3 protein-coding genes and 1 pseudogene are annotated in these 2,544 nt (G+C 62.6%); all 4 read right to left on the bottom strand.

Annotated elements, in window-relative coordinates:
- Positions 1-189 (bottom strand): annotated as a pseudogene (locus EOB59_RS24570) (glutathione S-transferase family protein); the annotation flags it as partial.
- 40 nt (positions 190-229) lie between these two features.
- Positions 230-1,102: an aldose 1-epimerase family protein gene (locus EOB59_RS24565; RefSeq protein WP_128289432.1), complete on the bottom strand. Its 873-nt coding sequence runs from the start codon at positions 1,100-1,102 to the stop codon at positions 230-232.
- Positions 1,103-1,277: 175 nt separating this feature from the next.
- The gene (locus EOB59_RS24560) at positions 1,278-1,994 is read right to left on the bottom strand and encodes a Bax inhibitor-1/YccA family protein (protein WP_128289431.1); all 717 of its coding nucleotides are present in this window, start codon (positions 1,992-1,994) and stop codon (positions 1,278-1,280) included.
- A 23-nt stretch (positions 1,995-2,017) separates the two neighbouring features.
- A partial coding sequence (locus EOB59_RS24555; protein WP_245486732.1) for an anti-sigma factor occupies positions 2,018-2,544 on the bottom strand: 527 nt, incomplete at its 5' end.

Here is a 2,544-nt window from a genome sequence, read left to right as displayed (position 1 = left end):
CTCCCAGAGGCGTTTTCCCTCTTCTTCCGCGAGGATGGGCAGCGAGAGATTGGGATTTAACCGGCGAAATTTCTCCGCTTGCCCCGGAGCGAATGGCGAGGCGAATTCAAATTCGACTTTCGCGTCGAGATGGAGTGCCGCCGCGACCGCCAATCGAGGATTGGGATTGCGGCTGAAATACAGCTTCACTGGGCACTCCCGACATGGCTGGATCTGCCGATCAGGAACGTCATAGCAGCCGTATCTGATAGCTCATCGCGCGCTTTGCGCCCGGCGCGATCAGAATCAGGCCCGGTTTGTCGACAAAATCACCATCGAAATCCACCGGGCTTGCAAGGCCGTGCCAAGGTTCGATGCAAAGGAATGGCGCGCCGCTCGGCTTTGACCAGACGCCCAACTCCCGAACCCCTTGCCAGGACATCTCCAGAGCCGGGCCACGCTCGGCGGCATAACGCACGATGGAGCTGGCGGGCTGGTCCATGATCACCGCGTCCTCGTCGAACAACCGCTCAGAGAGCGGGAGTATGTTGCCTTCGACAGGCGTCGGCTGTGGCGTTTTCAGCAGCAGTCCGTCCTTAAGGCGGCGGATCGGCGCCGGCTCATCATCGGCAAAGATCAGCCGGTAGTCCGTCTTGGCCAAATCCGGCTGCAAGGGCCAATTGAATGCCGGGTGCGCCCCGATCGACGCCGGCAGGAACTCATCGCCGGTGTTGGTGATGTCGAAAGTCACATCAAGCTGCTGGCGGACCAGCGTGTAGGTCACTTCAAGCCGAAAGGCGAACGGATAGCGCGCCCGGGTGTCGGCGTCGTCGGTGAGCACCAGCGTGCAGGATCGCGGTCCCTTCTGCGCCCAGGCAAACGGCTTGTCGCGCGCAAACCCGTGCTGCGTCATTGGATAGGTCCGGCCGCGATGGCGCAGGTGATCGCCCGCCAGCCGCCCCACGATCGGGAACAGCACCGGCGAGTGCCGCCGCCATTCTGGCCCCGCCTGCCACAGGAATTCAAATCCGTGCGCGTCTTGCAGCGCAATCAGTTCGGCGCCCTGCGCGACGATGGTCGCCGAGATACCATCGCCATGAAGCGTTTGGCTGTCCTGTGCCACATTTCCTCGCGGGTCGTTGTTGAAGGCCGGCGCGGCGGGCAGACTAGCAAAAGCTCTTGGGGACTCAAGGTGTAGCCTGGTTCTGCAGGAACGAATTGTGGCCGGAGGATCTCCCTCCGGCCACCTCTCCGCATCAAGAGCAATAACCCTCGCTCTTGCCCACAGCGGATAGTCGTTATTCGCGTTCGCCGGTAAAATTCAGCAGCAGCTGGAAGATGTTGATGAAGTTCAGATAGAGCGAGAAGGCGCCGAAGACGGCAAGTTTCTGGCGCGATTCCGCGTCGAAATTCTCGGCATACTGTTCTTTGATCGTCTGCGTATCCCAGGCGGTCAGGCCGATGAACACGGCGATGCCGATCACCGAGATGGCGAACTGCAGCGCGGTCGAGCCGAGGAAGATGTTGACGATGCTGGCGATCACCACGCCGATCAGGCCCATGATCAGGAACGACGAGAACTGGGTCAGGTCGCGCTTTGTCGTGTAGCCGTAGAGACTGGTGGCGCCGAACATGGTGGCGGCGATGAAGAAGGTGCGCGCGATGCTGGTTCCGGTGAAGACCAGGAACACAGAGGCGAGCGACAGGCCCATGACCGCGCAGAAGGCCCAGAACATCGCCTGGGCACTCGCCGCCGACATGGTCTGCATTTTGAACGAGAACAGCAAGACGAAGGCGAGCGGTGCCAGCATCACCACCCATTTCAGCGGGCTGGAGAAGATCGGCACGTAGAGCGCCGGCGTCGATGAGATCATGTAGGCGACGAGGCCGGTGACCACCAGGCCGACGCCCATGTAGTTGTAGACGCGCAGCATATGCTGGCGCAGGCCCTCGTCGAAGATGGCTCCGGTTTGGGCGCCGGCGCCGACGCGATATCCCAGATTGGGGGTGTTCATTTGCGTTCTCCTTTGTGGATCGATCAGTAAAGCGTCTTGGCAAGCGTCTCGGCGGCGCGGTCGAGGTCGTGGACCTCGCTTCGTCCGACCACCGCATAGGCGACATCGCCGATCTGGAAATAGGCCGACGAAATGTCGCCCGAGGGCGCTATCGTCGGCTTGACGACGTCGAAGGTTCCGGGCCGGATCGCAAACAGCGACACCAGCCCCATGTCTTTCGTCTCGACCGCCATCTCGACGCTCGGCCCAAAGCGCGACGGATAGATCTGCACGTCGCGCACCCTCCAATCCGTCGGCAGCGACGGCATGACGATGGCAGTGGCGGCGCGGATTTCGCCGGCGTTGTAATTGGGCGCTTCCGGCTGCGACGGCATGCTCTCGCGCACCAGCGTCGTCCTGTGGGCCTGCACCGCCTCGTCCACATAGGCGGGCGGCTGCGGCGAGGCGACGACCTTGGTCACCGACATCGGCCCGATGATGCCGTTTGCCAGCCAGCCGGCGGCGACGAAGCCGGCGACCGCCGCCGCGCGCTGCAACACCCCGAAGAGCC

Origin of the sequence: Mesorhizobium sp. M7A.F.Ca.MR.176.00.0.0 (genome assembly GCF_004023165.1) — a bacterium.
Taxonomy (GTDB): Bacteria; Pseudomonadota; Alphaproteobacteria; order Rhizobiales; family Rhizobiaceae; genus Mesorhizobium.
This window is presented reverse-complemented; position numbering and strand designations above follow the sequence as displayed.